The organism is Variovorax sp. 10N432, assembly GCF_056394465.1.
Map to the genome: position 1 here is coordinate 20,595 of NZ_JBFTHX010000045.1, position 25,240 is coordinate 45,834.

30 protein-coding genes and 6 pseudogenes are annotated in these 25,240 nt (G+C 62.6%); 23 read left to right on the forward strand and 13 right to left on the reverse strand.

Features of this window, described 5'->3' with window-relative positions:
* The first annotated feature begins 33 nt into the window (after window positions 1-33).
* The 7 genes and pseudogenes from AC1DF3_RS31595 to AC1DF3_RS31625 all read left to right on the forward strand — a co-directional run.
* Entirely contained in the window at window positions 34-1,515 is a 1,482-nt protein-coding gene (locus tag AC1DF3_RS31595) for an amidohydrolase family protein (RefSeq protein ID WP_478142053.1), read from the forward strand.
* Between the two features lie 56 nt (window positions 1,516-1,571).
* Complete coding sequence (locus AC1DF3_RS31600) at window positions 1,572-1,832, forward strand: helix-turn-helix domain-containing protein (protein ID WP_478142024.1); 261 nt, start codon at window positions 1,572-1,574, stop codon at window positions 1,830-1,832.
* Window positions 1,772-1,990 (forward strand): annotated as a pseudogene (locus AC1DF3_RS31605) (transposase); the annotation flags it as partial. The gene AC1DF3_RS31600 and the pseudogene AC1DF3_RS31605, both read left to right, overlap by 61 nt.
* A gap of 45 nt (window positions 1,991-2,035) precedes the next feature.
* Window positions 2,036-2,482 (forward strand): plasmid pRiA4b ORF-3 family protein, encoded by a 447-nt coding sequence (locus tag AC1DF3_RS31610; RefSeq protein WP_478142025.1) that lies wholly within the window; start codon window positions 2,036-2,038, stop codon window positions 2,480-2,482.
* A complete protein-coding gene (locus tag AC1DF3_RS31615) occupies window positions 2,455-2,652 on the forward strand; it encodes a hypothetical protein (protein WP_478142026.1) in 198 nt (65 codons plus the stop codon). Before AC1DF3_RS31610 ends, AC1DF3_RS31615 begins: the two co-directional genes overlap by 28 nt.
* Complete coding sequence (locus tag AC1DF3_RS31620) at window positions 2,649-2,942, forward strand: hypothetical protein (RefSeq protein ID WP_478142027.1); 294 nt, start codon at window positions 2,649-2,651, stop codon at window positions 2,940-2,942. Before AC1DF3_RS31615 ends, AC1DF3_RS31620 begins: the two co-directional genes overlap by 4 nt.
* Window positions 2,885-3,138, forward strand: a pseudogene (locus AC1DF3_RS31625) (ABC transporter substrate-binding protein); the annotation flags it as partial. The gene AC1DF3_RS31620 and the pseudogene AC1DF3_RS31625, both read left to right, overlap by 58 nt.
* 105 nt (window positions 3,139-3,243) lie before the next feature.
* Here the strand turns inward: AC1DF3_RS31625 and AC1DF3_RS31630 are convergent.
* Window positions 3,244-4,407: an epoxide hydrolase family protein gene (locus tag AC1DF3_RS31630; protein WP_478142028.1), complete on the reverse strand. Its 1,164-nt coding sequence runs from the start codon at window positions 4,405-4,407 to the stop codon at window positions 3,244-3,246.
* A gap of 275 nt (window positions 4,408-4,682) precedes the next feature.
* Here AC1DF3_RS31630 and AC1DF3_RS31635 point away from each other — a divergent pair, with 275 nt between their 5' ends.
* Window positions 4,683-5,579: a LysR family transcriptional regulator gene (locus AC1DF3_RS31635; RefSeq protein ID WP_478142029.1), complete on the forward strand. Its 897-nt coding sequence runs from the start codon at window positions 4,683-4,685 to the stop codon at window positions 5,577-5,579.
* Here the strand turns inward: AC1DF3_RS31635 and AC1DF3_RS31640 are convergent.
* The gene (locus tag AC1DF3_RS31640; protein ID WP_478142030.1) at window positions 5,542-5,826 is read right to left on the reverse strand and encodes a hypothetical protein; all 285 of its coding nucleotides are present in this window, start codon (window positions 5,824-5,826) and stop codon (window positions 5,542-5,544) included. The two genes, AC1DF3_RS31635 and AC1DF3_RS31640, sit on opposite strands and share 38 nt — an antisense overlap.
* A 221-nt stretch (window positions 5,827-6,047) precedes the next feature.
* Complete coding sequence (locus AC1DF3_RS31645) at window positions 6,048-6,953, reverse strand: LysR substrate-binding domain-containing protein (protein WP_478142031.1); 906 nt, start codon at window positions 6,951-6,953, stop codon at window positions 6,048-6,050.
* A gap of 134 nt (window positions 6,954-7,087) precedes the next feature.
* On the opposite strand from AC1DF3_RS31645, the gene AC1DF3_RS31650 reads away from it, so the two are divergent.
* The 5 genes and pseudogenes from AC1DF3_RS31650 to AC1DF3_RS31670 all read left to right on the forward strand — a co-directional run bounded on the left by AC1DF3_RS31650 (window position 7,088) and on the right by AC1DF3_RS31670 (window position 10,419).
* Entirely contained in the window at window positions 7,088-7,813 is a 726-nt protein-coding gene (locus tag AC1DF3_RS31650) for a sulfite exporter TauE/SafE family protein (protein ID WP_478142032.1), read from the forward strand.
* Between the two features lie 144 nt (window positions 7,814-7,957).
* Window positions 7,958-9,066, forward strand: a protein-coding gene (locus tag AC1DF3_RS31655; protein ID WP_478142054.1) for an IS3 family transposase whose coding sequence is annotated in 2 segments (ribosomal slippage) — window positions 7,958-8,201 and window positions 8,201-9,066 — 1,110 coding nt in all. Because the reading frame shifts where the segments join, the coding sequence is not laid out codon by codon here.
* Between the two features lie 224 nt (window positions 9,067-9,290).
* Complete coding sequence (locus tag AC1DF3_RS31660) at window positions 9,291-9,725, forward strand: hypothetical protein (RefSeq protein WP_478142033.1); 435 nt, start codon at window positions 9,291-9,293, stop codon at window positions 9,723-9,725.
* 182 nt (window positions 9,726-9,907) lie between these two features.
* Window positions 9,908-10,171 (forward strand): annotated as a pseudogene (locus AC1DF3_RS31665) (alcohol dehydrogenase catalytic domain-containing protein); the annotation flags it as partial.
* Window positions 10,060-10,419, forward strand: a complete 360-nt coding sequence (locus AC1DF3_RS31670; protein WP_478142055.1) for a zinc-binding dehydrogenase — start codon at window positions 10,060-10,062, stop codon at window positions 10,417-10,419. The pseudogene AC1DF3_RS31665 and the gene AC1DF3_RS31670, both read left to right, overlap by 112 nt.
* On the opposite strand, the pseudogene AC1DF3_RS31675 reads toward AC1DF3_RS31670, so the two are convergent.
* The 7 genes and pseudogenes from AC1DF3_RS31675 to AC1DF3_RS31705 form a co-directional block, all read right to left on the reverse strand.
* Window positions 10,377-10,466 (reverse strand): annotated as a pseudogene (locus AC1DF3_RS31675) (IS3 family transposase); the annotation flags it as partial. The gene AC1DF3_RS31670 and the pseudogene AC1DF3_RS31675 overlap by 43 nt on opposite strands.
* Window positions 10,467-10,589: 123 nt before the next feature.
* Complete coding sequence (locus AC1DF3_RS31680; RefSeq protein WP_478142034.1) at window positions 10,590-11,150, reverse strand: VOC family protein; 561 nt, start codon at window positions 11,148-11,150, stop codon at window positions 10,590-10,592.
* Window positions 11,151-11,170: 20 nt separating this feature from the next.
* Window positions 11,171-12,175, reverse strand: coding sequence for a zinc-dependent alcohol dehydrogenase family protein (locus AC1DF3_RS31685; protein ID WP_478142035.1), 1,005 nt, complete (start codon window positions 12,173-12,175; stop codon window positions 11,171-11,173).
* A 3-nt stretch (window positions 12,176-12,178) separates the two neighbouring features.
* Window positions 12,179-12,757, reverse strand: a complete 579-nt coding sequence (locus tag AC1DF3_RS31690) for an amino acid synthesis family protein (RefSeq protein ID WP_478142036.1) — start codon at window positions 12,755-12,757, stop codon at window positions 12,179-12,181.
* Window positions 12,758-12,767: 10 nt separating this feature from the next.
* Window positions 12,768-13,256, reverse strand: a complete 489-nt coding sequence (locus tag AC1DF3_RS31695; RefSeq protein ID WP_478142037.1) for a RidA family protein — start codon at window positions 13,254-13,256, stop codon at window positions 12,768-12,770.
* 37 nt (window positions 13,257-13,293) lie between these two features.
* On the reverse strand, window positions 13,294-14,262 hold the full coding sequence (locus AC1DF3_RS31700; protein ID WP_478142038.1) for a tripartite tricarboxylate transporter substrate binding protein: 969 nt from the start codon (window positions 14,260-14,262) through the stop codon (window positions 13,294-13,296).
* A gap of 35 nt (window positions 14,263-14,297) precedes the next feature.
* Window positions 14,298-15,158 (reverse strand): fumarylacetoacetate hydrolase family protein, encoded by an 861-nt coding sequence (locus AC1DF3_RS31705; RefSeq protein ID WP_478142039.1) that lies wholly within the window; start codon window positions 15,156-15,158, stop codon window positions 14,298-14,300.
* A gap of 149 nt (window positions 15,159-15,307) precedes the next feature.
* On the opposite strand from AC1DF3_RS31705, the gene AC1DF3_RS31710 reads away from it, so the two are divergent.
* The gene (locus tag AC1DF3_RS31710) at window positions 15,308-16,024 is read left to right on the forward strand and encodes a GntR family transcriptional regulator (RefSeq protein WP_478142040.1); all 717 of its coding nucleotides are present in this window, start codon (window positions 15,308-15,310) and stop codon (window positions 16,022-16,024) included.
* 13 nt (window positions 16,025-16,037) lie between these two features.
* Window positions 16,038-16,598: an NADPH-dependent FMN reductase gene (locus AC1DF3_RS31715; RefSeq protein ID WP_478142041.1), complete on the forward strand. Its 561-nt coding sequence runs from the start codon at window positions 16,038-16,040 to the stop codon at window positions 16,596-16,598.
* A 464-nt stretch (window positions 16,599-17,062) separates the two neighbouring features.
* On the opposite strand, the gene AC1DF3_RS31720 is transcribed toward AC1DF3_RS31715, so the two are convergent.
* From AC1DF3_RS31720 to AC1DF3_RS31730, 3 genes are all read right to left on the reverse strand, one after another.
* Window positions 17,063-18,208 (reverse strand): ISKra4 family transposase, encoded by a 1,146-nt coding sequence (locus tag AC1DF3_RS31720; protein ID WP_478142056.1) that lies wholly within the window; start codon window positions 18,206-18,208, stop codon window positions 17,063-17,065.
* Between the two features lie 133 nt (window positions 18,209-18,341).
* Window positions 18,342-18,527 (reverse strand): hypothetical protein, encoded by a 186-nt coding sequence (locus tag AC1DF3_RS31725; RefSeq protein WP_478142042.1) that lies wholly within the window; start codon window positions 18,525-18,527, stop codon window positions 18,342-18,344.
* On the reverse strand, window positions 18,500-18,961 hold the full coding sequence (locus AC1DF3_RS31730) for a plasmid pRiA4b ORF-3 family protein (protein ID WP_478142043.1): 462 nt from the start codon (window positions 18,959-18,961) through the stop codon (window positions 18,500-18,502). Before AC1DF3_RS31730 ends, AC1DF3_RS31725 begins: the two co-directional genes overlap by 28 nt.
* A gap of 319 nt (window positions 18,962-19,280) precedes the next feature.
* Between AC1DF3_RS31730 and AC1DF3_RS31735 the strand changes: the two genes are divergently transcribed.
* The 8 genes and pseudogenes from AC1DF3_RS31735 to AC1DF3_RS31770 all read left to right on the forward strand — a co-directional run.
* A complete protein-coding gene (locus AC1DF3_RS31735; RefSeq protein WP_478142044.1) occupies window positions 19,281-20,309 on the forward strand; it encodes an IS110 family RNA-guided transposase in 1,029 nt (342 codons plus the stop codon).
* 469 nt (window positions 20,310-20,778) lie between these two features.
* The gene (locus AC1DF3_RS31740; protein ID WP_478142045.1) at window positions 20,779-21,111 is read left to right on the forward strand and encodes a hypothetical protein; all 333 of its coding nucleotides are present in this window, start codon (window positions 20,779-20,781) and stop codon (window positions 21,109-21,111) included.
* A 134-nt stretch (window positions 21,112-21,245) separates the two neighbouring features.
* Entirely contained in the window at window positions 21,246-21,533 is a 288-nt protein-coding gene (gene tnpB, locus AC1DF3_RS31745; protein WP_478142046.1) for an IS66 family insertion sequence element accessory protein TnpB, read from the forward strand.
* Window positions 21,534-21,593: 60 nt separating this feature from the next.
* Window positions 21,594-22,493: pseudogene (gene tnpC / locus AC1DF3_RS31750) on the forward strand (IS66 family transposase); the annotation flags it as partial.
* A 249-nt stretch (window positions 22,494-22,742) separates the two neighbouring features.
* Window positions 22,743-22,931, forward strand: a complete 189-nt coding sequence (locus tag AC1DF3_RS31755) for a hypothetical protein (protein ID WP_478142047.1) — start codon at window positions 22,743-22,745, stop codon at window positions 22,929-22,931.
* A 2-nt stretch (window positions 22,932-22,933) separates the two neighbouring features.
* Window positions 22,934-23,446: a hypothetical protein gene (locus tag AC1DF3_RS31760; RefSeq protein ID WP_478142048.1), complete on the forward strand. Its 513-nt coding sequence runs from the start codon at window positions 22,934-22,936 to the stop codon at window positions 23,444-23,446.
* Window positions 23,447-23,643: 197 nt separating this feature from the next.
* Window positions 23,644-23,898 carry a hypothetical protein gene (locus AC1DF3_RS31765; RefSeq protein WP_478142049.1) on the forward strand — a complete coding sequence of 85 codons (255 nt, stop codon included), beginning with the start codon at window positions 23,644-23,646 and terminating at the stop codon, window positions 23,896-23,898.
* A gap of 442 nt (window positions 23,899-24,340) precedes the next feature.
* Window positions 24,341-25,240 (forward strand): annotated as a pseudogene (locus AC1DF3_RS31770) (Tn3 family transposase); the annotation flags it as partial.

The window sequence follows — 25,240 nt, forward strand, 5'->3', positions numbered from 1 at the left end:
GGGATTCAATTGCAGCTAGACGAAAGAAGCATGATGAGATTGACACCTACACAACATTTGCAACCGGTGAGTCGCCGGACACTGCTAGGCGCGGGGTTCTCTCTACTCGCTACTGTCTCCGGTTGCGCGGGACAGCGCGGTGATCTTGCCAGTACGTCGGCCTTAGCCGGAGCTGCCAAAGATCCACGCCGCCGCATTCTTCTGAAAGATGGCATCGTCCTCACTATGGACCGATCCGTTCCGGACTTGGAGCGGGGCGACGTCCTAATCTCCGGGGGGCTAATCGAGGCTGTTGGCGTGAACCTCAATGCGACCGCGGACGTGGTCGTGGATGCAAGGGGGAAGATCGTCATGCCTGGTTTCATTGACACCCATCACCACCAGTACGAGACGGCGCTTCGTAGCATCTTGGCGGACGGCGCGCTTGGCCTTCAACCCGAGGATGGGCCGGAGAACTACTTCAGAGTAATCCAGCAGCTTTACACGCCTCTGTACTCACCCGAGGACGCCTATGTCTCGCAGTTAGTGGCATCGCTCAGCCAACTCAGCGCCGGCGTGACCACCACGGTGGACACGTCGCAGGTCTCGCTCTCTCCCGAGCACTCCGATGCATGCATTGCGGCATTGCGTGACTCCGGCCGGCGCGCGGTGTACGCCTATTCGCCTGGGTCAAACCTGCCAACGAGCCGATATCCGGAAGACATCCGGCGTTTGCGCCGAGACTACTTCGCCAGTGAAGACCAGTTGCTCACCCTTGCGATGAACAGCGCGCCCGATGCAAAGGTCTGGGCCTTGGCTCGCGAAGTTGGAGCCCCCATTGTGTCGCATATCGTCGGTAAGCGATTTGGTGACCTCGACCGAGTTTCGACTTCGATGGGGCCTGACAATGAGTACATCCATTGCACACAATTGTCTGACGCCACGTGGAGACGAATTGCCGATACGGGCGGAAAGATCTCGGTCGCACCTGCGATCGAAATGCAGATGCGCCATGGGATGCCTCCACTTCAGAAGGCCCTCGATCTCGGGTTCCGGCCTAGTCTGTCTGTTGACGTGGAGACCAACATGACGGCCGACATGTTCTCAACAATGAGAACGGCGTTCACTCTTCAGCGGGGATTGGCTAGCGAACGCTCCCTTTCGGGGGAGGCAAACGCGCCGCACCTTGTCACCACTCGACAGGTTCTGGAATGGGCAACCACAAACGGTGCCTACGTTACTCACCTCGAGCGGCGGATCGGGAGCATCGCGCCCGGCAAAGAGGCTGACATCTTGTTGCTTGACACCGGCACGATCAACACTATTCCCCTCAACAACGCACCTGGTGCCGTTGTGACCCTGATGGACACCAGCAACGTGTCAGGCGTGTTCGTCGCAGGCGTCGTAAAGAAGTGGAATGGCCAACTCGTCGGGGTAGACTTGCCTAGCTTGCGCTATCGAATCGAGAAGTCACGTTCAGGGCTCCTCGAACGAGCCCGGCGGAAGCCAAATCTGTTTGAAAGTTGTTGCAAATAGAAGAGCATCTCGAAGTGAACTGACCCCCAAAACCTGGACGAATCTGGGGAAATGGGATGGTCAGGTACACAGACAAACAGAAGCTCGACGCAGTCAAGGCCTATAGGAAGGGAAGAGGCGGCTTGCTCGCGACGGCAGCAGCCCAGGGCGTGAACGTTGCGTCGTTGCGCAAATGGGTCGCTGGCTACGACTCTCTTGGCGATGCAGGAGTAGTAACGAAGAGGCGCAGCAAATACGATCCTGGATTCAAGCTGGAGGTCCTGCGCTCGCGGGCTACGGGGCCATCACCATGGCCAACGCGCTCAAGAGAACCGTGACCACGCTGCCTGCTCAGCTATGGCAATCAGTGACTTGGGATCGAGGCAAGGAACTCTCCGACCACGCGCGGTTCACCATCGAGTTCGGAGTGCGCGTCTTCTTTGTCGATCCTCACAGCCCATGGCAGCGCGGAACGAAGGAGTCCATCCATTTCCTGGGGGTGTGCAGTGCAGCAAAGTAAGCTTCGGGAATGGAAACTGGGGTGTCTTCCGGGCAGGAGGTCCTGCAGCTACGCGCAGTGCTGCGGAGCATCAGCCTGCTGATCTGGCGGCGCCTTCTGCTGCGAGGCGATACGAGCGTCGCCCGGCTTCACCAGATCCTGCAGGTCGCGTTCGGCTGGCAGGACATGCACCTGCACCGTTTCGAGATTCGAGGTCGCGAGTACGGAGTACACCAGGAGGGCGGTATCTTCTTCGACACCGACGCACACGCAGCCCTGATCGGCCAACTGAAGCTGCGGCGCCTTGAGCGATTCACCTACGAGTACGACTTCGGCGATTTGTGGGTGCACGACCTGCGCATCGAGGCCACCTATCCTCTGGACCCGAAGCGGGTTTATCCGGTGTGCATCGAAGGCCGGCGCGCCGGACCCCAGAGGATTGCGGCGGTCCGCATCCGTTCATGGCCACTCGGTTCGAGTACACCTTGATCGGCGAGAGCAGGTCCCGCCAAGAGTTCGAGGATCTTCTCGACGATAAGGTGGACGACGAGGAGTGGGCCATCTTGCGCCACTACCACCCCGACCGCTTCGATCGGCGCGCGGTGAACCGAAGGCTCGCCGCTTTGGCTGCGCGATCTCAGGAAAGGTGGATCCCATGAGAGCAATCGTTCAGATTCGCATTGAGGGCGCCGCGTCGCGCCCCTTCACCGTGCCACTTCACACCATCGATCGTCGATGTGACCAGGTGCAGAACGTCGGACTCGCCCTGGGCGACGCCAAGACCATCCTCGAAACCCTTCAGCAAGCGTTTGTCCAAGAGCAGCTGGATGGCTACCTGTCCGACCGCAGGGCCTGTCCGCATTGCGACAAGCCGCGCGCGGTCACGCTATGGGATTGGACGTGGCCGCCGGCGTGCGGCAGCAGCCTGAAGCTGACGCGCGAAGGCTAGGCGGCCTGCGCCTGTTGCCCGAGCGATTCATGGTCATCGAGCAGGCGTGGGTCTCCCCAAAAGCCGAGGAGCTTTGGCCACGTCGCTTCTTCAACAGTTTGTCGAGGACGCGAAGTCCTCTGGGTTCGTCAGCAACTCACTTAGACGGCATCGCATCGAAGGGGTATCCATCGCCTCTGCAACAGGCAAGGCTTAAGGATCCAATCGAGTCCCGGATTGCTACAGGAAGCGGGCTTCTGGCCGCCCGCTCTAGCGCCGGAGCGGGTCAACAGTTGCCATGATCTCGGGAAAGATCGATAGGTCAAAGTATTTGCTCGAACGTCTTTCGAATGTCGTCCACGAGCACATCCGGTTGCTCCATTGCCGCGAAGTGACCGCCAGCGGTGCCCTCATTGAAATACACCACCTGGCTGTATCGCCGCTCGAGCCAACGACGTGACTTGCGCACATGTTCCTTCGGCAGCATCGTGAAGCCCGTAGGAACCGTAATCGGGCCGGGAGGCTGCCCTCCTGCAGGGCCACCCGCTTTTGACAGTTCCCAGTAGAGCCGGGCCGCGGAAGCCCCGGAATCGTTCAGCCAGTACATCATGACGTGGTCGAGTATCTCGTCCTTGGTGAATGTCTCTTCCGCACTGTCACGCGTGCCTCCCGTGTCCTGGAACATCGCGTATATCCACGCGGCCAGCCCCGCGGGCGAGTCCGCCAGCGAGTAGCCGAGGGTCTGTGGTCGTGTCGATTGCACTTTGGCGTAGCCCGAGAGTTGACCCCAGAACTGGGCGGCGTCCTCCAGCATTTCCTTTTCGGCGGGTGTCGCCTCGGCGGCTTCGGCCGGCGTGGTCATGAACATCGCAAAGTTCAGGTGCACGCCCACCAGGCCCTTGGGTCGCTCTCGGGCGATCGCGTCACACACCCCGGCGCCCAGGTCGCCGCCCTGGAGCGCCCAGCGGTCTTGGTAGCCAAGACGCTGAACAAGCTCAATCCAGGCGTCGCCAATGCGCGGCAAGCCCCAGCCGGTGGCTGTGGGCTTACCCGAAAATCCGAAGCCCGGCATCGACGGAGCAATGACATGGAAGGCCTGTGGCCGGACTCCGTCACGCGATGGCGGATGGGTCAGCGGCTCGATCACTTTCTTGAACTCCAGTACCGAGCCGGGCCAGCCATGGCACAGGACGAGAGGGAGCGCATCCAGATGGGGCGACTGCGCATGAAGAAAGTGCACCATGAGGCCATCGATCTCTGTGGTGTATTGACCCACCCGATTCAGAAGATCTTCCGTCTGGCGCCAGTCGTAGGCGGTGCGCCAATGCACGCACAAGGAGCGCATTGTTTCGAGACGGACACCCTGCGTCATGTCTTCGACTGTTTCCTTGTCGGGAAATCGGGTGCGCGCCAAGCGTTCTCGCAGATCGAGGAGTTGCGCTTCGGGCACTTTCAAATGAAAGGGAGATATGGAGGCTGTGTTCATGGGTAGTTTCTTTTCCGTTAGATGCGATGCCGCGGGTGATTCCTTGGGCTGCGAGGCCCAGTCAATGCCTGGGAGAGGAGCAGAGGCCATCGATCCGAGAAGCGTTCTGCGTTTCATGCCACCTCCCGGGTGTTTGATTTCTGCTGATGCAGCAGTTCGTGAACGCTCGTCCATCCGTTTCCCTTCAGAGCAAGGCTGCATCCTAAGAAGCCGGGTCATGCCTGTCATAGCCGCAAGGGTTGGACGTGCCGTTCCAGATGTGGAACGATCGGGGCATGCAACTCTCTGATCTGCGGATTTTTCTTCGCGTGCTCGACAGCGGCTCGCTTTCGGGGGCGGCGCGTGCAACCGGCCTACCCAAATCGTCGATCAGCCGCGCGCTTAATCGCCTGGAGACCGACGTAGGCGCGGCTCTGCTCGACCGCTCGGGACGGCGCGTGAAGCTCACTGACTCAGGTAGCGCGTTGCAGCCGCACGCAGTGTCCCTGCTAGGCGCTGCCGAAGAGGCTCAGGCGTCAATCGACAGCACCGCCGGGTTGTTGCGCGGCACGCTCAAGGTGAATGCTCCGTTTGCACTCGCCGCCATCTTGCTCACGCCCATGCTCGTGGACTTCCTGAAGCGGTATCCAGACCTCGACCTAGTACTGGAAGTCGATAACCGCAAGGTCGATCTCGCCGCCGAAGAGGTCGATGTCGCCTTGCGCATCGGCCCGCTACCCAGCTCGGAACTCGTCGCACGCCACCTCACGGACATGGCACTGTGGACGTGCGCCAGCCCTGCTTATCTGGTGGCCCACGGAACGCCCCACGAACCATCGCAGCTGAGTGCCCATCGCCTGCTGTCACGCGTCAACCAGCCCGCGCGCTGGCGCTATACCTCGGCAAAGGGCGAGCACATCGAAGTAAGCGTGCCTCCCCGCACCGTCATCCCTGATGTCGCTGCGCTGTTGCCAATCCTCGTCGGCGGCTGTGGCATCGGGCGGCTGCCGGACTTCCTCGCTGCGCCGGCCATCCGTGACGGCTCATTGTCACGATTGCTGCCAGACCACGCGTCTGATTTCGTCGAATTGCACGCCGTGTACACGAACCGGAAGACGCTTTCGACGAAGGCGCGGGTCTTCATCGACGCCGTCGCTAGTCACCTGTCTGAACTGCAAAGAACCCTCGTGTAAGCGGCGTGAGATCAGCGAGTTGTACGCCATGACGCTTGCGGATCTCACCCTTGCAGTGGCGCTGCTCATCCATCGCAATCTTCGAGATGCCCGCAATCTCGTCTCTTCCCGCAGGCAGTATGGAGCCCGCGTGAAGGAATGCAGCTAGGCGCACTCGGCGCGCCTGACCGACGGTGTGCCAGAGAGCATTGAGATCAGCTCGCAGCGTCTTGATCTGATCAGCGATCTTGAGCGCGTCAAATTCCATATCTGCGCAATCTCATCGACCTTTTTGGACGCCGACGTCCAAGGCAAAGAGACTTCGTCATCCGGGCTGCTGTGTCTCGAACCCAAAGGCTCTTAGGTGCCAGGGCCCCCACGACGACTACGCGTTGGCCCATCACTAGCTTTAGGGCTTGGCGCTCGGCCGGACCTCTGCTATTTACTCGCCAGCGTCAACGGGCACTTCTGATGATGCCCTTCCGACATCTACGCTGTTGAAGGTACTGCGGCTACCATTGTGAGCCAAGCGAGAAATTCATGCAGTTGGTGGGACCGCTCCGCAGTCACCGGCAGTAATGCCACATAGTCGGCGCCAGCCACGCGAACTTCGGGAAAAGGAAGTGTTAGTCTTCCCTGGAGCAAGTCGCGCGACAAGGTCGGCAATGTACCGATGCCGACGCCAAGACCATCGACGATGGCCTGCAGACTGACGTGAAAATGATCGAACCGAAGTACGTTCGCCGGGCGCAGGCTACCCCGGCCCGCCGCGTCGAGCCAAGCATCCCAATCTCCCGCTCGCGTCGCTGTGGCGATAAATGTGTGACGTGCCAGCGCCGACGGACGGTGTAGCGGTTTCTGTTCAAGCAGACTTGGCGCGGCGATGACCGTACGCCATTCGCTGAACAGCGGCGTCTTTGCGAACTGTCGAAATCCCGGTGTGGCGCCCGGATCGCGCCGTATCGCAACATCGAAGCTGCCGCCAAATCCAGGATCGGCACTGCTGGCGGTTGCCAGAACTACTTCAATATCGGGATGCAGTGCATAGAACTCGGGCAATCGCGGGATAAGCCAGCGCATGGCGAGCGTTGTCTGTGCATTGACGCGCACGACACGTTTGCGCGGCGACTTTCCGAATCTTAAAGTCGCATCTCCCATGCGATCGAAAAGGGCGCCGATCTCGAGGGCGAAAGCGCGAGCGTGGTCAGTCGCGACGCTGCGTCTCCCCTGCCTTAAGAAGAGCTGCCGCCCCAGTCGCTCTTCGAGCGACTTGATTTGTCGGCTCACGGCTCCGTGGGTGATGTTCAACTCGCTCGCCGCGGCAGTGAAGCTTTCCGCGCGCGCCGCCGTTTCGAAAACCCGAAGCGCATTCAATGGAGGCAAATTTCGGCCCATCTGTGATTCGATCCAACAGTTATCGTGAGATTTTATCGATATGGTGATTTGAGATCACAGCTTATCGTCGCGTAGTTCGAAGTTGCGTACCGATCTGCGCGGGTCATGGCAGAAGAAAGAACGAGGAACGTTGGATGCTGCAGGGGTATATGGTGGTGCTCACGGTGAGTCTGATGGCGGGCGTGCTCAGTGGAGTGGTCGGCACCGGCTCCTCAGTCATGCTGCTGCCGGTGCTCGTGCATGTTTTTGGTCCGAAGGAAGCTGTGCCCGTCATGGCGGTGGCAGCAGTCGTCGGCAATGCGGGGCGTGCGCTGGCTTGGTGGCGGGATGTCGATTGGCGTGCGGTCGGCGCGTATTCGCTGCCAGGCGCGCCCGCTGCGGCGTTGGGCGCAAGAACGCTGTGGGCAATGCCCGGCCATGCGGTCGATATTGCGCTTGGGCTCTTCTTCGTACTGCTAGTTCCGACGCGGCACTTCCTGCGGCGGCGTCAATGGCGGTTGAGCCTTTCTCAACTGGCCGTTGCCGGCGCCGTGACTGGCTTCTTGACCGGGCTGGTTCTGTCAACTGGGCCGCTCAGCGTGCCCGTTTTCACGGCTTACGGCTTGCTAAAAGGCACATTCCTCGGCACAGAGGCAGTAAGTGCACTGGTCCTCTACTCGACCAAGGTTGTGACGTTTTCTGGCCTGGGCGCACTTCCGTTCAGCCTTGTGCTCAAAGGTCTGATCATCGGCGGCGCGCTTACCGTCGGAACCTTCATAGGAAAATTCTTCGTGCTTCGCCTACCCGCACAGATATTCCAGCAGCTGCTGGATTGCATGATGCTGCTATCCGGGTTGGCACTGCTCGCAGCCGCCCGGTAAAGAACCAGAAAATTGCCTGTTTCCCCTCCGCTCAAGCCCATTTACCGAGCGCTTAGGACATGAGCCTGCCACAACGACTATACGAATGCCCTTGAGCCACTTAGTCCAGCTGCACCTTGACGGCACAGATCTATAGGATGAGTACTGCTCGGCGACGACGAGTGCAATGTTAAAGTGGCCGAGTCGGGTACGCCGGTGGTCGATGTGTGCCGCCAGATTGGCGTGTCCGAAGCGACGTACTACACTTGGAAGAAGAAGTTCGGTGACTTGGGCGTGACCGAGCTCAGGCGCTTGAAGATGCTCGAGGACGAGAACGCCAGGCTGAAGCGCATCGTGGCGGACCTGACGCTGGACAAGCAGATCCTGCAGGAGGTCGTCCGAAAAAAGCTCTGAAGGCTGCCAAGCGGCGTGAGCTGGCAGCCTGGATGCAGGAGCGCTTCAAAGTGAATGTGCGCAGGTCGTGTCGATTGGCGCTGCTGAGGCCCTCGGTCTGGTATCAGAAGAGCGAGGCGCGCGATCAAAGTGCGTTGCGGTTGCGCATTCGGGAGGTCGCCATGGACCGACCGCGATTCGGCTATCTGCGCGTCCTGGTCATGCTCAAACGCGAGGGCTGGTCGGTCGGCAAGAAGCGGGTCTATCGGCTGTACCGGCTGGAAGGGCTGCAGCTGCGCATGAAGGTCAAACGCCGCAAGCGCATCAGCCTGCAGCGTGGTCGACCGGTGCCGGCGACCGGGCCGAATCAGCACTGGAGCATGGACTTTGTCCACGACCAGATGCTCGATGGCCGGGCATTCCGTGTGCTCACGGTGATCGATCAATGGAGTCGCGAGAGCGTGTCTCTAGAGGCCAACTTCCGTCTCACGGGGCGATGCGTCGGGAAGGCCCTGGACGAGGCCGCGCAGCAGCGTGGGTGGCCCAAGGCGATCACGGTGGACAACGGCACCGAGTTCACCTCCAAAGCGCTCGACGAATGGGCCTGGCGACGTGGTGTGAAGCTTGACTACACGCGCCCCGGCAAGCCCACGGACAACGGGCTGATCGAGTCGTTCAACGGTCGGCTACGCGACGAGTTCCTGAACGTCAACGCGTTCATTACGATGCAGGATGCGCGCGAGAAGTTGAAGGCATGGCAGCATGACTACAACCATCACCGCCCGCACGGATCACTTGGCCACCTGACCCCCGGTGAGTTCGTCAAAAAGAGGTCAGATCAGTCAGATCAACAAGCCGAAAACCGCCCAACTCCAGTTTAGAACTGACCGGATAAGGGGAGACGTCAATTCGACTTGAGAACCAAGTCCCAACCCGTCCGCCCAACAGGGTCAAGTCCAGTTGCCGGCGGCTGCAACCAACTCGACGAGCGGGGTGCGGAGGCACACATTGGACACTGGGCGCCGCCTCGATGCTCAAGGCCTGCAGGTCGGTCCGCAAGCGCCTGAGAGGGAGTGCAGGCCGAAAGTCACCACGGTCGGGCTGGATGGCGGCTACCCTGCGGCTTTGTCACCCTGACGAGGAGAAGTCATTCGAAGTCGTCGTCGGCCGAGCCATGCGCGCCGGTGTCGGGCAGCGCAGCCTGGCATTCGTTCGCACCGTCGACGAGCATGCACACCAGCGTGTCCGATGCGTTCTATCCGCGTTCGGTCGACAGGACAGGTCGATGGAGGTCTTCACTGATGGCGACATCCAGCTGCGCCAGTGGCAGCTGGCCACGTTGCCGAAGGTAACCCACATCCTGGACTGGTACCACCTGCGACGAAGGGTCGGCAAGCTCAACGCCGTTGTGAGCAGCCAGGTCGCGGCAAGTCACCTAAAGCCGGTTGACCAAGATCGCCTGTCGATGCTGGCCGGTGGCCTGCGTGGCGGCTTTGGCATGGCCGAGCCCGCGCAGCGATACGGCGACTCGAAGCCATGAAGTTTCTCTTGGGAAAGCCCGGAATGGGTTGCAAGGGCCCAGTGCCGCTGATTCGCAAGCTCACCACCGAACTGCTCGGCTACGCGTTTGGAAATCATGGCATCAAATCATGCAAGGCTCGGGCCAGTTTTGCAGACCATCCCTAACACCGTGAGCACCAGCAAGTCGCCCACGCGTCGCGCCCACCTTTCATCCTGGGTGTTGAAGTCGCCGGCACGATCGCCGCGGTGGGGAAGGGGGTCACTACCCTCGAAGTCGGCACCCGGTCCTTGCGACGCCTGGCGCCGGGGGATATGCACAATTCATCTGTGTCCCGGCGGCCATGGTCATACCGATGCCGAGCGGCTTTGGCGCCGTGCAAGCGGCCGCGCTGGTTGGGCACGGTCTCACCACCGCCATCTCGCTGCGCAATGCTGCGCGACTGGCTCCGGGAGAGAGCGTACTGATCGCGGCTGCCGCGGGTGGGGTGGGACAAGTTGCCATCCAACTGGCCAAGCTCTACGGCGCCGGCAAAGTGATCGCGGCGGCCAGCACGCCGGAAAGAAGAGGCGTTGCAGAACGTCTTGGGGCAGATGCATCGATCGACTACAGCTCCCGATTGGGCCGAGAAGGTGCGAGCACTGACAGACGAACAAGACCACCGACGCGCATCTCTTGGTCGATCAGTTCAGCGCGCACGCGGGGCATGCCGTAGGTGCCGTCGGATTCGGTGTGGATTGCGCGGATTCGCTCCAGCAGCACCGCATCGTCGATCGAACGCCTCGACGGTCAGTCGTTCGCGCCACGCGTAGTAGCGACTCGCAGAGACCTTGAGAACGCGGCACATCCGAAGTTTCTGCGGTCCATATGAGACACCTTTCGTTGCTAGTTGTTCGATCCGTGTAGAGCGACTTTGCGTTGTGCAAAGCGAGTAGCCCATTCAGACATGAGCATGAAGCTCGGGTCGGTGCGGACAATGCGTTCGGTGTCGGCCCAGATCGACGCGTCGTCCTGGTCGAGATCGAGCGGGTCGCCGTGCGGCTGGCTGACATACCACGGGGTGTCGAGATAGACCTCGACCGTGTTGTCTTCCGGGTCCATGCAATAGATCGAGATCGCGTTGCCATGATTCAGCCCGCGCATCTTCGTGGCACCCAGCGCCAGTGCGCGGCGCCGCGCCTCGCGCAGGTGGTCCAGCGTTTGGACCTTGAACGACAGTTGCATCACGGTGCTCGGCGAGTCGGCGCCGCGGCTGGAGGCCAGCACCAACTGGTGGTGCTGGTCGTCTCGGCCGCTCAGGAAAATCATCTCGAAGCGGAAGGTATGACCCTCGCCGCGGTCCGTCTCCTGCATGTCGAAAGTCCCGCTGTAGAAGGCCTTCATCACTTGCAAGTCGCGGCAAAAGATGCCGCAGTGCGAAAGGTTGGGGGTGTAGGGCTGGTCCAAGATGGGCTCCGGGCGTGGGATCAAGGGTGCAGAACAATCTTGCCGAGCGTCTCGCCACTGTCGAGCAGCTCGTGCACGCGACGCGCATCGGCCAGCGCGAAGTGGGTGGCTTGCGGCGCACGCACGCTGCCGGCGGCCATCAGCGCGATGGCCGATTCCATCAGGCCACGACGCTGCACGGCATCGGCGTCCACGGTGTGGATCGAGAAGGTGCGGATCGCCAGGCTCTTGCCCAGCAGCTTGCGCAGTTCGTCGAACACGTCGCCGTCCGGCGGACCGCTGACGATGTTGTATGACACGGCCATGCCGAACGGCGCCAATGCGCGCAGGCAGGCGATAAACAGCTTGCCGCCGATGTGGTCGAAGGCGAGGTCGACGCCGCGCCCGTCGGTCAGCCGCATCACCTGCTCGGTCAGCGTGTCGGGATGGCCGTCGATCACTTCGCTCGCGCCGTTGGCCAGCGCGAAGGCGCGCTTGACCTCCGTCGATGCGGTGCCGATCGCGCGCAGGCCGCGCGCCCGGGCCACCTGCACCAGGGCGGTCGCCACGCCGCCGGCGGCGCCGGGGACCAGGATCGATCGGGCCGGAAGGTTGCCATTGCTGGCCAGCAGGGCCAGGGCGAGTTGGAAGTTGCCCAGGCTCACCGCCTCGTCGAAGCCGATCGAATCGGGCAGTGCAAAGGGGGCGGCCTCCGGCACGCAGATGTATTCGGCATAGCAGCTGCCGCGCTGGGGCAACTCGCGCGCGCTCACCAGCACGCGCTGGCCGACCGCGAGGGTCCGGACACCCGCGCCGATGGCGTCGACCACGCCCGCCATCTCGTTGCCCGGGATCGCCGGCATCGGCGGCATCCACTTGTAGGTGCCGTTGCGGATCAACACGTCCGGCCCGCCGGCGCCGATGGCATGGGCCTTGACGCGCACCATGCCCGGTCCGGGCTCGGGCAGGGGCAGGTCGACCAGTGCGAGCACTTCGGGCCCCCCGGGCTCTTGAAGCTGAATGGCCTTCATGGTGGTGCGTGCCATCGGTCAGCGCTGCCCGTCATGCACGGAGACCTTGTCCGTACTCAGGCCGCCCAGCCGTGCGTGGATGCGGCCGCCATCGGCCATGACCAGCGCGAACAGGATCTCGTCGGGTCGCGGCGCATCCTGAATGCCGACCTCGAAGCTGTTGTAGTGGCTGCGAACATACGCGGCGTGGATGTAGTGCAGCGGGACCATGAGCCGGTAGCCGGTGTGTGCGACCGCCTTCGCGGACGGGACGATGGCCTTTGGGTCCCCCAGAGCCTCCCGCATCGCCCAGCCGCCCGCCTCGTGCCAGACCGCGCCGTGCTCCAGCTCTCCGTTGACGCCGACGATGGCGGCCTTGCTGTAGGCCTGGACGTTGTCTTTGCCCAGCGTCGCGACCAGTTCGTCGGACAGGAGCTTGCCGAGGGCGCGCAGTTCGGCCATGAACGGCAGCAGGTCGGGCTCGTAGCGGCCGGCGTAGGGATTGCGGACGACAGCGCATGCGGCGGCCAGCCGCAAGGGCTTGTCGGCCACCGGGCCCCCTTCGTGATAGACCGTCTCGACCGTCAGGCTGCGCTTGCGGATGGTGATCAATGACATGGTGGAAACCTCATTTCCCGCTGGTTGCGATGACATCGACTTCGATCATCATCCCCGGCCAGGCCAGACCCGTGACCTCCACCAGGGTGCCGGCCGGCTGTGGTGTCGAGCCGAAGGTGTCGGCCCGGCACTTGAACGCGTCGCGCAGATGACGGATATCAGTGACATACGTCGTGACCTTGGCCACATCGACAAGCCCCGCGTTTTGCTTCTCCAGGATGCGCTTGATCTTGTCCCACGCGTACAAGCACTGCTTGTAGAAGTCATCCTTGAAAAGGATCTTGGCGTCGCCCGTGGCGTTCTCGTCTTCCGACCCGACACCGGCCAGATAGAGGGTACGCCGCGGGCTGGTGACCGTGACGACTTCGGAGAACTTGCCCTTGGCCCATTCACTGTAGTTGAAGCCCTCTTTCTTGTAGGCGTCAGCGGTTTGCGCCATCGAGTGGGTCTGCAAGGCGCATAGCGCGCAGAGGGCAAGCGCGGCGGGAATCGGTTTCATGCGGGTAGCTCCTGAAAGGTCATGCGGTTTGTGGGGTTCACTGCTTCGGGATCTTGGCCTCGGCCACCACCTGCGTCCACTTCTGGAGTTCGTTGCCGACCATGGTCTTCATTTCCTCGGGCGTGCTGCCGCGGGCCTCGCCGCCCATGTCTTCGAGGCGTTGGCGCACCGCAGGTGTATTCAAGGCCTTGACCGTTTCCGAGTTGAGTCGGTCGACCACGGGGCGTGGGGTGCCGGCCGGCGCCATCAGGCCGGCCCAGGAACGTACGTCGTACGCGGGCACGCCTTGCTCGGCCACGGTGGGCACATTGGGCATGCCGGGCCAGCGTTGCGGCCCGGTGGTCGCCAGCGCGCGCAGCTTGCCGGCCTGAATGTTCGACATGACCGCGGTGGGCGGAGCGATGATGAACGGGACGTCGCCCGCCAGCAGCGCGGTGATGGAGGCCGCGTCGCCCCGGTAGGGCACGTGCAGCATCGGCACCTTGGCCATGCTCTGCAGCAGTTCTCCCGCCAGGTGGTGGGTCGATCCGACGCCTGCCGTTCCGTAGGCCAGCGCAGCCGGGCCGGCGCGGGCGGCGGCGATCAGCTCGGCAAAACTCTGGAACTTCGAATTGGCGTTGACGACGACCAGGAACGGAAAGTAGGTGATGGTGGAAACCATCTCGAAATCCGCCACCGTCTTGTAGGGCAGCGTGCTGTAGAGCGCACCCGCCACCGCGTGGCCGCCGGTGGCCAGCAGCAGCGTGTAGCCGTCGGGCTTGGCACGCGCCACCGTGGAGGCCGCGATGGTGCCGCCGGCCCCGGCCTGCGCCTCCACCACCACCGGCTGCCCGAGCGTCTTGCCCAGCTCGATGCCCACGGCGCGGGCAATGGCGTCGGCGTTGCCGCCGGGCGCGAAGCCCTGGTAGATCTTGATGGCGCGGTCCGGATAGCCTTGCGCCGAGGCGGGCAGTGCCGCGCAGGCGGCCCATGTGCCGCAAGCTGCGAGAAGCAGTCTTCTTTTCATGTGTGTCTCCTGTCTCCTTGGAGCGATCGCGCGGCTCAGGCCTGGGCGACGACGGGGTTGCGCAGCAGGCCGATGCCTTCGATCTCGACTTCCACCGTGTCGCCGGCCTGCATGAACTGCGGCGGCTTCTTGCTCCAACCCACGCCAGCCGGGGTCCCGGTAGCGATCACGTCGCCGGGCACCAGCGTGAAGATGGTCGATGCGTACTTGATAAGTCGCGGGACCGAGAAGATCATGTGGCCGGTGTGGCTCGACTGCACAACCTGTCCGTTGAGCCGGGTCTCGAGTTTGAGCTCGCGTCCTGCCTCGATCTCGTCCGCGGTCACCATCCAGGGGCCGAAGGCGCCCGTGGACTCGAAGTTCTTTCCCGAGGCGATCTGCTTGGCGTGAAACTGCCACTCGCGCACGCTGGCGTCGTTGTAGCAGCTGTAGCCGGCCACATGGTTCCATGCATCGGCTTCGGCGATGTTGCGGCCACCCTTGCCGATGATCACCGCCAACTCGCCTTCCCAGTCGAGCGAGTCCGACACCGTCGGCCGGACGATCGGGGCGTCGTGCGCAGTCTGCGAGCGCCACACACGCAGGAAGATCGGCGGTTCTTCGGAAAGCTCTCGCTGCATGCCGGCAGCCAGCACTTCCTGGTGGTGGTCCATGTAGTTGCGAACCGCGCAGACGATCTTCTCCGGACGGGGAATCACGGGCAGGAAGACCACGTCGGACAGTTTCGTGTCGGCCTGCAATCCGGCAACGACCGCGTCGCGCTGCGCGAACTTCGGGCTCGCGATGAAGTCCGCCAGCGTGGCGCAGCCCGTGCGCTGGCTCAGGTCGGCGACACCGTCGCCGATCACGACGCCCCAGGTCTCTTGGCCGGCGTTCAGGTAGGACATCAGTTTCATTTGGGTTCCTTGAAGGGGGATGTTGGCGCGCGACGGGCGCACCGCTTGATTTGCATTCGAAGTTTCATGCATAAAACGGTAGAATACGCATAGGGTATACGAGCATGCGCAATGTTCTAATATCTGCGTGATGCGCTAAGATGCCGTCCGTGAAGAACCCAGCCCAATCCCCCGAACCCGCCGTGGAGGCGGATATCCCGCTGTCGGAGCTCGCCTATCGACGGCTTCACCAGGCCATCGTCCGGTGCGAAGTCGAGCCGGGCCAGCGTCTGCGGGTCGATGAGTTGAGCAGGCAGTACGAAATCAGCAGCAGCCCGCTGCGCGAGGCCTTGAGCCGGTTGGCCGAGCAAGGTCTGGTACAGGCCTTCGAGAACCGCGGCTTCCACGTCTCCCCGCTGACCGTGCAGGGCATCGCCGACCTCACGCGCGTGCGACTGCTTGTTGAATCCGAGGCGCTGCGCGATGCCATGGCCAACGGGTCGGATCAGTGGGAGTCGGATCTGGTCGCCGCTGCCCACAGTCTCTCGCTGATCGAGCAGCGCCTGAGTACCGGTCCGATGGTGTTGGAGGAGGGCTGGTCGCGACGTCATCGCGCGTTTCACATGGCCATCTACGCAGGTTCGACGTCGCCGTTGCTGCTCAAGCTGGTGTCCGCCCTTTTCGACAACGCCGAGCGATTCAGGCACTACTCAGCCCGGCATCGCAAGGTCGAGCGCAACAAGACGGCAGAGCACCAGCGCTTGTTGGCAGCGGTCTTGGCGCGCGATGAAGTCAAGGCGGTCGGACTGCTGAGGCAGCACATTTCCAGCACGGAACGCAACGTCACCGAGAGCCTGCTCCACATGGGCGGCGGAAGCATTCAATGAGAGACACGGCAGGATGAGCAATCTGGATATCGTCGGCATCTGCGGCAGCTTGCGTGCCGCATCGATCAACAGGATGGCGTTGAACCTGGCCGCATCGGTGATGCCGCAGGACATGGCGATGGAGGTTGTCGAGTGGCGCGAGCTGCCCGCTTTCGACGCCGACGTGCTTGCCGAGGGCTTTCCGCCGGCCGTGGCGGCACTGCGAGACCGTATCCGGCGCGCCGATGGCTTGGTCATCGCGACGCCCGAGTACAACTTCTCGCTTCCGGGCATGTTGAAGAATGCGATTGACTGGCTCAGCCGTGGCGACGACCAGCCTTTCGCGCACAAGCCGATTGCGATCCTGTCGGCCTCGCCGGGTCCGTTGGGTGGCGCGCGCGTTCAATACGATCTGCGCAAGATTCTGCTGTTCGTGAATGCCATGCCGCTCGTGAAGCCCGAGGTGTTCATCGGTCACGCGGCCACCAAGTTCGACGCCGAAGGCGGATGCACGGACGAGAAGACGCGCAAGTTCGTCACCGACCAGATGCGCGCCTTCGGAAAGTGGATCGAGGCCGTCAAGCGGATGGCTTGAGCGCGCTTTACCCGAGCGTGTACGCCGTCTTCACGAAAGTGAAGACATCCTGCGCATACCGGCCCTGCTCGCGCGGCCCGTAGCTCGACCCCTTGCGGCCGCCGAAGGGCACGTGGTCGTCCACCCGATCGCGATGGTCGACGAGATCGAATCGCCGGCACCCTCGGGAAGAGGTTCACCGTCGGTTATTGAGCATCAGATTAGAGCCAGTCATCTTTCGGCTCATTCCCTGCGTCCATCTTCGATCTGCGAATAGAGGCTTTGGACGTGCATTGCGGAGAGCATCACAATCCCGGGGGGTGTGCAGTGCAGCATCCTTGCTCCACCGCCTACGCCGCGAGCGGCACCTGGTCCCGAGCTCCGAAACCCGGATACCACCTCTCGAAGGATGCGCGTGGCTCGTCATTGAGGACCTGGGTGCGAACCTGGAGGAGCAGATGCGCGCCGCGCGGCGTCCAGCGCATCTACTGCTTTTTCACGAACCGCTTGGAGATCACCTGGTTGACCGCGGATTCAACGAAGCCGGTTGCAATGCGCTCCCCGCACCGGTACCGCTCTCCGTAGTTGACGATGGCGCCGGCGTTGCTGTCGACGTAGGTCGCGAATTCACCCAGCGCCCGATCAAGTTTCTTCAGCACGACCGAAGACGGCCGCCCAGTTTGCCTGTCCTGCTCGAGTACGCCGTTGACTTCCTCGACCAGGTCGTACAGGGTTTCGTCGGCGCGGATCACGTTTCCATGCCACAGGAACCATTTGACGCGCTCGATGCTCTTGAGGAGGTGCTCCTTCTCCGAGCCTTGCCACCCGCGTGCTGTTTGCAAGAGTTGCTCGATGCGCATGGCGACGTGGAACCAATCCAGAATGTGCTCGGATCGCGGGTGCAGGAAGGCGCCAAGCTCGCGCACGGTGTCGCCGCCGTCACACAGGAACGTGATGCGCTGTCGAGGGAGGATGCCTTGCGACTCGAGCACGGCGCGCAGCCTCCGCTTCGGTTTGCGGTCTATCCGATGGACGAAGGCGAAGACTTTCGCCGCACCTTCGTCCGGGATGCTCTTGCCGGCGATGACCTCGAAGCATCCGTTGGCACCCGGCAGGCGATCGCGGCCTCGGATGTGGCCGCCGTCCAGCCCCACCGTGATGGGAGCGGCAGGCTCCGGCGAGGCTTCGATCTCGCGCTGGGAGCCGCCGTCGTAGGCGAACTGCTCCGGGCCGAGCTGCGCTTCGAGTCGCTCTGCGGTGTCCAGAACGTGCCGACGAATGGTTTCCGGACGCAGCCCCTGGTCGCCGGGCAACACATCATGCAACAGCGCACCGACCGCCGCGAAGGAGACTTGCGCGGCCCACTTGGCCTGCAGATATGTCAGTTCTGGGGCCGTGTGCACCGTCAGCAGTTCGCTCAGCGGGCAGAAAGTAGCCTCCCGGGATTGCTCGCAGCGGCAGCGGCGCCAACGGGGGCTGCGAAAGTCGATATCCCCGAAGGCGGTGCGAAAGCGCAGAGGGTGGTAGCCCTTGACGGCTCCCGGCCTGCCGTAGTACGGACAGGCCCTGCGGTCGGATAGGTAGCCATCCAGCTGCTCTTGGACAAGCGCTTGTTGGAGCTTGCCGAGGATGGCTTGGCGTCGCCGAAAGCGAGTCCGACGTCCTGCACCTGGTCACATGCCCGATCCATGACATGAAGCGGCACGGTGACCGGCCGCGCCGCGGCGACTTCGATATGAACCTGAACGGTGACTCTCATGGGGCCTACCTTTCCTGAGATTGCCCAGCCAAGGCGGCCAGCCTTCGATTGACGGCGCGCCGATCGAAGCGATCGGGGTGGTAGTGGCGCAGGATCTCCCATTCCTCGTCTTCCACCTCGTCGAGAAGATCATCGAATTCCTGCCGGGACCTGCTCTCGCCAATCAAGGTGTACTCGAACCGAGTGACCATGAATGCATGCGGACCGCCACAATCTCCTGTGGGGGTGCAGCGCGTCGGCCTGCGATGCACACCGGATATATCCGCTTCGGGTCCAAAGGCAAGGTCGCCTCGATGCGCAGGTCGTGCACCCACAGATGGCCAAAGTCGTACTCGTAGGTGAATCGTTCGAGGGGCCGCAGCTTCAGTTGGCCGATCAGGGCTGCGTGTGCGTCGGTTTCGAAGAAGATTCCACCCTCTTGGTGGACTCCGTACTCGCGACCACGAATCTCGAAGCGGTGAAGGTGCATGTCCTGCCAGCCGAACGCGACCTGCAGAATCTGGTGAAGCCGCGCGACGCTCGTATCGCCTCGCACCAGAAGGCGCCGCCAGATCAACGGGCTGATGCTGCGCAGCACTGCGCGCAGCTGCAGGACCCCCTGTCCAGAAGATGCTCCGGCTTCCATTCTCGAAGCTTACTTTGCTGCACTGCACACCCCGAGGAATGTGATGCTCTCCAGGGTAGCGCGTTGCCCGGCATCGAGTGCCAACGCCATCAAGTCAGAAAGGTCTCTTGATATGAGCAGGCTCACGGTGCCGCGTGGCGCTCGCACAGCGCCTGAACCAGCGTCCACCCCGTTGCTCGCTCAATGCTTGCGCGCGTGATCCACGGCAGTGTCTGGTTGTCGGCGAGAACTACGACCGTGTCAATTTACTGAGATGGACCCTGCGCCACCCCGATAGCAAACTGAGCGACTCATCAACCGCTGTTTCCGGAGGTTCATCATGGAGATCTACATTCTCGGCATCGACTTGGCCAAGCGTGTCTTCCAACTCTACGGCGCCGATCGCCAGGGCCGCACGGTCTACACCGCCAAGGTTATGCGCACCGCATTCGTCGAGACCGTCCGCGAATCGCGGCCTCGCATCGTTGCCATGGAAGCGTGCGGATCCGCCCACCATTGGGCCCGATGCTTCCGTGCCATGGGCATCGAGGTGCGGTTGATCAGTCCGCAGTACGTCACACCGTTCGTGAAGACCAACAAGAACGACCGCAACGATGCGCAAGCCATCGTCGAGGCCGCCAGCCGGCCGACGATGAACTTCGTGACGGTGAAGTCCGTCGAGCAGCAGGACATCCAGGCGGTGCATCGTGTGCGCGAATTGCTGGTGCAGCAACGCACGGCACTGATTAACCAGGCAAGAGGATTGCTAGTCGAGCGAGGCGTGTCCATGGCGCAGACGCGCCAGGCATTCAAGCGCGAAGTCCCAAAGATCATCGGCTCGTGCGAGGGCGAGGTGACAAGCGTGTGCCAAGCCATGGTGCTAGAGATCTCGGAACAGATCCACGCTCTGGAGGAGCGGATCAAGCACGCCGAGACCTGGCTCAAGTCATTCATGAAGCAGTCAGCGCTGTGCCGGAAGATCGCCGCCGTTGACGGCGTCGGCACCATCACGGCGACAGCCATGGTGGCCTCGGTCGGAGAGGCCAAAGAGTTCAAGAACGGCCGACATCTGTCCGCTTGGCTCGGTCTGGTGCCGCGTCAGCATTCGTCGGGCGGCAAATCGCAGCTCAGGGGAATCAGCAAGCGAGGCGACAAATACCTTCGAACCTTGCTCATACACGGTGCGCGATCTGTCTTGCGCTACTCGGTGGGCAAGACCGATGCCCAAAGTCGCTGGCTTCAGGACCTGATCGCGCGGCGTGGCTATAACCGCGCGGCCGTGGCGCTGGCCAACAAGAATGCGCGGGTGATCCAGGCCCTGCTGAGCAGCGACATGCCATATCGCCCGTCGAGTGCCGCGGCGCGCTGAGCGACCGCCACCAAATGCCAAGCACAACATTCGAGGAGGAATACCCCCAGCACTGGTTTGCGAAGCTTTCGGAAGTGATGACAAAAGTGGTTGAACCAACACCCCGAAGCCTGATTTTTCGACCGGCTGCGTCACGCACTCAAGCCGTCAATTTGCTGAGGACAGGGTGTGCGGATCTCATCGAGGCTGCGGGCATGTTTCGACGCGCCCCACAGCAAGCCGTATACATGCATGCAGACCGTTTGACGTCACTGAACAGAGCTTGCAAAAGGCGCAGGGTCCACATGTCGAAAAAAGTGCGATTACATCAAACAGGACCCTCTTGCAGGCGACGAACCATCTCTGTATGGAGCGGGCCCCAGGCATGCTGCGCGCATGACTAGGTCCTTCGTGTTAAGCGTCGATCCTACGATGTTGCACGCTCTAGACCCACCTTTGAGCCAGGGTGTCGCCGTGGCAAACTAGATCTATGCCAATACATAAGCTGCTCGCGCGGACGGCCTTGTTGAAGGAAGAAGGCACTCGCCAGCCAACTACCGCAGCTGGTTGTTTGCGAGATGGCGGCGACGAAGTCGCCAACGATGTTCGCACGGACGACCATTCGCACTTGGCCAGCCCGAGATCAAAGGAAGACGCGGACAACGAGGCAGCGCCGAGCCGTAACGAATCTCTTGCCATCTTCGAGCCTCGCATTCCTCTTGGAGAATCGGCAGGAAAAAGATTCAGGCAAAACGCAGCGATCGCCTTCATCTTCGGATTGGCCGCACTGACGTTGGTCTTGATCGTGCACCTCAATCCATAGTGGGACGGAGAAACCGGAGGCGTGACGGGCAACGCCATGCGCTCGATCGGGTTGCGCTGGACCCTGGTGCCGCCGCGGGGGGCATTCAGGAGCAGTTCAGGGACGAGTTCCACGATCAGTTCCTCCTCCCAGACATGCGCGCAGGCACCGAAGCGGCGCTGGCACGCATGGTTCGTGTCTTCGGCGCCGCGCGCCCGCACCACGCTTACCTGTTCGCTAATCGGCGTGCGAATCGCATGAAGGTCCTGGTGCACGACGGAATCGGGATCTGGCTGTCAGCACGACGCCTGCACCAGGACAAGTTCGTCTGGCCCAAGGACAGCGGCACCACCCTCAGCCTTACCCATCCGCAGTTCGATGCGCTGGTGCTCGGGCTTCCATGGCAACGTATCGGCGAAGCTGGAGTGATCTGCGTGCTGTAGTGCAATTGCAGAATGTGCTGATGCGTGGGCCGGCACGCTGGGGCACCATCACCTTCCGTGATTGACACGGCCGACCTTGACCATCTGGACGCGCAGCAACTGCGACAGATGGTGCTCTCCCTCAGGCAAGGGGCCGCAGCCGACAGGCTCGAGATCGAGCGCCGCGACCATGAGATCGCGTTCAAGCAAGCGGCCATCGACAAACTCACGCACGAGATGGCCGTGCTCAAACGGTTGAAGTTCGCCGCCAAGTCGGAAGCTTTCAACGCCGAGCAGAAGAGCCTCCTGGAAGAGACCATCGATGCCGACCTCGCGGCGGTGGAACGTGAGCTGGAGGAACTCGCGAGCGCGCCGTCGGCGCAGCGCGAGAAGCAACTGCCCAAGCGTCAGGCACTGCCCGCGCACTCGCCGCGCCGGGAGATCCGCCACGAGCCCGAGAGCACCACCTGCGCTTGCGGCTACGCGCTTCAGCGCATTGGTGAGGATGTGGCCGAGAAGCTCGACTACCAGTCTGGCGTGTTCACGGTGGAGCGCCACGTGCGCGGCAAACGAGTCTGCACGAAGTGCGAGACGCTGGTGCAGGCGCCCGTCGCCCCGCACATCATCGACAAGGGCATCCCGACAGCTGGGCTGCACTCGCAGGTTCTGGTGGGCAAATATCTGGACCACTTGCCGCTGTACAGGCAGGAAGCCATCTTCGGTCGCGCGGGCCTCGCCTTCCCGCGCTCGACGCTGGCCAGCTGGGTCGGGCAGTGCGGCGTGCAGCTGCAGCCATTGGTCGATGCGCTCAAGCGCGAGACGCTCGAAGACCGCGTGCTGCATGCCGACGAGACGCCCGTGGCGATGCTCAAACCCGGCAACGGCAAGACACACCCGGCGTACCTCTGGAGCTACTGCACGACGAGCTACAGCGCGCTGCGCGCAGTGGTGTTCGACTTCGCCGACGGCCGGGGCGGCCAGCGCCGAGCTGATGTGACGAGGCCTCGGACTTCTCAACCTGCAAACTCACCTTGGCGCGGCTTTGGATCGTACGCTCTAATACCCGTCCAACTACAACCCGAGGAGATCCCGATGAGCAACTCTAGCAACAGACCAGCACCGAGCGCCCCGCCCCCGTCACCTGCGCCGGCGCCAGGGCCGTTCGTGCCTCAGCCTGTTCCAACCCGCAAGAACGACGTGCCGCCCGCGCACAGGTAGAACGTGGCTGCCATGAAACGTTCAGCGACGAGGGTCGCGGACAAGATGAAGGGATCGGGGCGCGCGACCCGGGCGAGCAAGAAGTCAGCTGCCAGGACTCAGCAGCCGATGGAGGATTTTGAGATCCCCCAGCCGAAGAAAACCGCCAAGAGCTCGGCACGGGATGAGTTCCTGAAGTCCAAGGGTGAAGGCGGCTGGTAGAGATGGAAACGAAGCCACACGCAACATGGCCAGAGCGCCTGAAGTGGGCCGAAGAGTTGGGGTTGAAGAACCTTCAGGAGAAGTTCACAACCGGCGACAACATGAAAAAGGAAGCGCAGGCGACCCTGACCTATGTCCTCGCGGGGATCGGCGGAACGTTCGCGTTTATGGCAAAAGGACTGGACGCCAGCCTCACCCCCTTCGTTTTCGGAAACGTTGTCCTCTGCGCGTGGTTCACTGTCCTCGGTCTCTATTTGTTCCTTCGGACAATGTGGCTGGATCCATTCCCCGCGCCTTTTCAAGATCCACAGAATGTCTTGCTGTATCCGGGGCTTTCGATAGACACGATGCGCCGGCTCGAGATTGCAAACATCGAAAGGCGAATCGTAGCGGCCCACGAGTGGATAGAGAAAAAGAGCAAGGCGATAAACCGCGTCCGCGGATTGCTGCTGGTCTCGCCGATAATTTTCTTGGCTGCCGTTGTCATCCACCGCTGCTGGGGCCACCTAGGGTGAGGCCCCGGTGACATCTGAAGAGCGCCTTAGTCCCCCATCAGTGCCCGGTCAGCCGCCACCTGCGCCTTGAGTGCTTTCACTTCGGTTTCGCGGCGCGTGACGATGCTGCGAGCTTCTTCCTGAAGGTCTGCAGATCGAGCAAGTAGTTCTCTTGCCTCTCAAAGAAGCCCTTCGACGGGGTTGGGTCGATCGCCTGGATGCTGGCGGACTGCGGCGTCGGCTTTGGCTTGCTTCCGATCACCATCGATGGCGCCGAAGGCGTGGCGCGGCCCGCGGCCACCGGCGTGCGCGTCGAGAGGCTGCAGGATATCAGCGAGGCCGATGCAGATGCAGAAGGCGTCGACTTCCTGCGCCACGTCCCCGACGCCGACGAATCGCTCACCGCTAAGCAACTGTACGAGTGCCTGTGGGAGTCGATCAACGGCGCCGGCAGCTGGGGCGCGAACCCATGAGTGTGGGTGCTCGAGCTTCGGAGGAATAGCCCATGTCCGCAGGCACGTCACTGACGCTAGGCGGGAAACGTGTCGATGCGTGCGGCGCCGCCTCGCTTGTTGATCGCGTCCAAGAGGCCTTTCCCCAGGGGCTTGAGGATGGTTGCTGCTTCATGGGCGCACTCTTCGATGTGGCTGCCAGCGGTCATCCCAGACAGGTAGGCCCTGGACTCTGCGGCGGCCAACTCTTCCAAGAGGCGCGGAGACACCGCAGTGGCGACCAGCAGCGACCGCCTCAAGCTGGGCTTGGCGCTGCACATCGGGTTCGCCCGCATGACCGGACGGCCGCCGAACAGCGTGCGGATCGTGCCCCCCTGCCCTGCTTCGCCACCTTGAGCCGAGAACCGGACATTGCCGCGCCTGATCTGGTCTCACTGCGCGCGTATCGGCATTGGATACGCCGCGTCCAGACGGCGAGCACTGCCAGAGCGGGCTGTGGAGCACGCCGGCAAGGCATTCCACACGCCAGATCACCGAGGTCCTGGAAAGGATCGCGTTCCTGACCGACCTCGGCGTCGATCGACATCTGGGGGATCTCAACGACGTTCTGGTGCGCCGCTACGCCAGGCGCATGGCCGGGCGGCCCCCATCGGTCAGTGCCAGGATCAAGGAGCCGGCCCGCACGCTGGAGCTCAGCTGCTTCCTGCGCTACTGCCTGCTCACGGCGACCGACCAGATCATCTTCATGTTCCAGCGTCGAGTGGCCGACCTGTGGCACCACTGTGCCGACGGTGTCGCGTCCGTGGATTGGGCGCGTCAGTACCAGGAACTGCTGCAGGAGCTCTCCGAGCTCGCAGACCATGACGCCGTGCCAGATACCGAACTGCGTTCACGCCTACGCGAAATCGTCGCTGCCAAGTGCGCTCAGCGCCCGCCGAGTCGAGCATCGGTCATACGGCAACTCCTGATCGATGCCATTGCGCCGGTGCGTTCGCTGCTGGTGGGGGTCAGCCGCTTGCCTTGGCAGGCCACCGGCGAGCACCCGGCACTTGATGCGCTGAACACGCTTCGAGCCGGGTACGCCGCCGGCATCAAGCGACTTCCAAGCGAAGTCACGGCCCTACGACTGGGAGCCGCCTGGCTCGCAAGTATCGCCGACCCTGACCGCGAGCGTGCCTTCGGGGCGCTAGAGGTCGCCACCCTGCTTGCTCTGCGCCGGGCGGTGCGCAACGGCTCGGTCTGGATAGCTCATTCACTGAGCTTCCGCGGTCGCGAGCGTCTGTTCCTGCCCGAGGAGCGTTGGCAAGCCGAAGCGCCGAGGCACTACGCCAGGTTGCAGCTGCCGGCTAAGGCTAGCGAGTTC